The sequence below is a fragment of the Staphylococcus gallinarum genome, assembly GCF_000875895.1.
Classification (GTDB): domain Bacteria; phylum Bacillota; class Bacilli; order Staphylococcales; family Staphylococcaceae; genus Staphylococcus; species Staphylococcus gallinarum.
Map to the genome: position 1 here is coordinate 1 of NZ_JXCF01000004.1, position 2984 is coordinate 2984.

Annotated in this window: 4 protein-coding genes and 1 pseudogene; 2 read left to right on the top strand and 3 right to left on the bottom strand. The window is 26.6% G+C overall.

Annotated features, from left to right (window positions below):
* Positions 1-25 precede the first annotated feature (25 nt).
* Positions 26-811 carry a hypothetical protein gene (locus SH09_RS03595; protein WP_042738268.1) on the bottom strand — a complete coding sequence of 262 codons (786 nt, stop codon included), beginning with the start codon at positions 809-811 and terminating at the stop codon, positions 26-28.
* A gap of 110 nt (positions 812-921) precedes the next feature.
* On the opposite strand from SH09_RS03595, the pseudogene SH09_RS03600 reads away from it, so the two are divergent.
* A pseudogene (locus SH09_RS03600) lies at positions 922-1260 on the top strand (hypothetical protein).
* 4 nt (positions 1261-1264) lie between these two features.
* Positions 1265-1450, top strand: a complete 186-nt coding sequence (locus tag SH09_RS03605; protein ID WP_011276570.1) for a helix-turn-helix transcriptional regulator — start codon at positions 1265-1267, stop codon at positions 1448-1450.
* 156 nt (positions 1451-1606) lie between these two features.
* On the opposite strand, the gene SH09_RS17415 is transcribed toward SH09_RS03605, so the two are convergent.
* A complete protein-coding gene (locus tag SH09_RS17415; RefSeq protein WP_042738270.1) occupies positions 1607-2299 on the bottom strand; it encodes a BsaG family lantibiotic immunity ABC transporter permease subunit in 693 nt (230 codons plus the stop codon).
* Positions 2289-2984 (bottom strand): lantibiotic immunity ABC transporter MutE/EpiE family permease subunit (locus SH09_RS03615; protein ID WP_052495410.1); only part of this gene is annotated, 696 nt, incomplete at its 5' end. The genes SH09_RS03615 and SH09_RS17415, both read right to left, overlap by 11 nt.

The following is a 2984-nucleotide window of genomic DNA, read 5'->3' on the forward strand; positions in this document are numbered from 1 at the left end:
CTCTTTTTTCTAAACTAAGTATTTACTATTGTTCCTTTTGCTTATTTATCATGACTTGAATGTATAAAGCAATCCAAAGTTCGTGAGGATATGGTATTTGGGTATCATTTGCTTCAATTACTATACTGTGTTTTTCTCCTCTACGTCGAGTTACTAGATTTTTATCTAAATCAAAAAATGAACGTTGCGCTGTTAATATTTCATTATTTTCTTTTCCTGTTATAACTGTTTTAGTTGAAAAATAAGGGTTGCTAAACTTATATGTGTCGTTACTGCTTGAAAAAATATAGGGTGTTTGTTGCTTTATTCCTCCTTTTAACAATTTTATCATCTGTAACATGCCTACTTCTTCTTCATCAATAAAGACCCTATAATGGGGCCTCAAAGACCATAGTTTAGTTCTCTTTAAAATAATAGTGTGATCTACTGATGTAAGTTTAACACCATAGACAGGGAAAATATCAAATACACTTAGCCATTTTTGAAGATTATTATTAAAATATGGAGTCCATATTGCATCACTCATACCATGAACTTTGATATGTATATCATCGAATATGTACAATGGGGCTTGATAAAAATATTCCTTCTCATGTAAGTTAGGACTGTTTTCATATAATGTGAGTTCTTTTTTATATTTTCGTTTAGAGTAATTTCTTATCATAATAGTTCCCAATAAAATAACAATACTTGCTACCCAGAAAATAACGAATATCCATGGAGAAATAGAGTTATTAAAAACCCCTATTATACTTCCAATCATGAATATTGTTACTAAAATTGTTTCAATAAATAAAACTAAAACAGGCAATTTTATAACTCCTTTTAAAATAGTGAATGCTTTACTAAATGCAATATAACATAGTAAGTTTTTAAACACATTAATATATATAAAGTATTTGACATTTATGAGGTGTTATAATGAATTTAATTCCTTTTATTGTTATTTTAATTTTTTCCTATTTATGGACGGCTTTAACTAACAAATATTTACCTTCAGAAACATTAGATAAAAAAGGACAGCAAGATCGATACGATGAGAGACAGCGTAAAATGTTTATTGAGATACTTGCTAAAAGTTTTATTTGGATTATCTATTGTATGTTATTTACATTATTAATTAGATTGATTGGTTTAACACCAAATATTGAAAAAACTTGGTTTTCTCAATATCCAGAAATTTTCTTTATAGTAGCTGCTATTTACTTATGGCTTTTAATTACTTTACTACAAATAAAAAAATACACATCTAAAGGTTAAATTAATGAAAAATAGAATTAGAGAATATAGAAAGCAAAAAAGAATTTCTCAAGAAGCTTTAAGTAAGGAATTAAAAGTATCTAGGCAAACTATTAATGCTATAGAAAACAATAAATATGATCCTACATTGACATTAGCATTTAAGTTGGCAAAATTGTTTGATACAACTGTAGATGAATTATTTTCTTAACCATTCATTTATCACAAAAAGAGAGTGCAAATTCGAACTCTCTTTTTGTGTAGTAGTACTATTAAATTTTGTCTCAATAACGATGGTTAAAAATCATTGTTGAGAATTATGTTAATAAAGTATTGTAGGCATAGTGTTCTTTTCAAAATAAGAAATTCAATCTTGAATACTTCTACCTGACCAATTTTTAACTAAGACTAAAAGACATATGAACATCATTATTATACTTATAATATAAATAGACATTGTTAAAAAGAAGGGGACTGAATTGTTTATAAACATGGAAGTATATCTAGTTGAATAGGTGATAGGAATATAATACCAAGATTTATCACCAAGCATTTCTATACCAAAATAAATATTAAATATTGTAATTACAACCCCTGATACCATTGAGAAAATACTACCCGTAAATAAACTAATTATGAATATTAATAGTATTATAATTATATTCATAAAAGAACTACTAGCTACATAAAACAAAGTTAGTTTTACATTGTGAGTCATCACAATAAAGTTAACTGTTGAGATTAATAAGCAAAATAAATAGTTGATAAATATATAGCTAAGTGTTGCGCAAACCCATAAGCTTCTCTTGGATTTGCCTAGTATATGGTTAAAATGACCTATACTTTCTTCAAAATGTATTACTTGATATGTAGTAATAGCAATAATTAAAGAAGATAACGCATTAAAACTAGAGGTATATTGAGAAATAGAAGTATAATTCCAGTTACCTCCTAAGTAAAGATTAATAAAAGTAATATAAAAAATTGTGAACAATGTGGGAGTATAGGTTAGTATCTGAGTACGAAATTTTAAATTAATTACTTTTAGTTCATTTTTCATTTATATTCCAACTTTTCTTAGTATTTGACATAAAGAAAATAGAAAAATAAATTATACTAATTATTATGGTTAAAGATAACGAATTTAAGTCGTTAAAATATGGGCTATCCTTACTCATAAGAGTACCATTTGGGTTTAATGATAAAGTAATTAGTGGAATTCTTCCAATATATGACCAAGGTAGAATCCAAAAGAATTTAGTAATAGTGATAAAGACAATACTGATTATAGTTAACGCAATGTTTAAAAAAATAGAAAAAAACACGCCAAAACGCTTAACAAACAAAAAATTGAGCGGTATCAGCGGAAGACTTACAAAAAAGACTAAAAACAACGTGACTAATACAAGGAATAAACTAACTGAATTTCCACCAACCAATAAATTCCCTATCATTGCGACAAATAACATTATTATAGTATGGAATAATAAAGCAATACTCATAACTAATATTTTACTTTTAATCATCTTATTAATCGACCAGTTATTACTTACATAATAATTGAATAAGCTATTTCTTTTCTCTATACCAATCATCGAGCTACAAGAAATGCATATAATAATTGGCATGACAAAATATGGCCACAAATTAAATAATAGAGATAAGAATGGAGATAAATCATGTTGGTTAGGACTGCTTTGAGCAAATAAAGCAGTAAATAATGCGAATGCTAAAAAAAACAAAGG

Coding starts and splice junctions, on each gene's coding strand:
- SH09_RS03605 (WP_011276570.1), top strand. CDS start 1,265: ATGAAAAATAGAATTAGAGAATATAGAAAGCAAAAAAGAATTTCTCAA.
- SH09_RS17415 (WP_042738270.1), bottom strand. CDS start 2,299: ATGAAAAATGAACTAAAAGTAATTAATTTAAAATTTCGTACTCAGATA.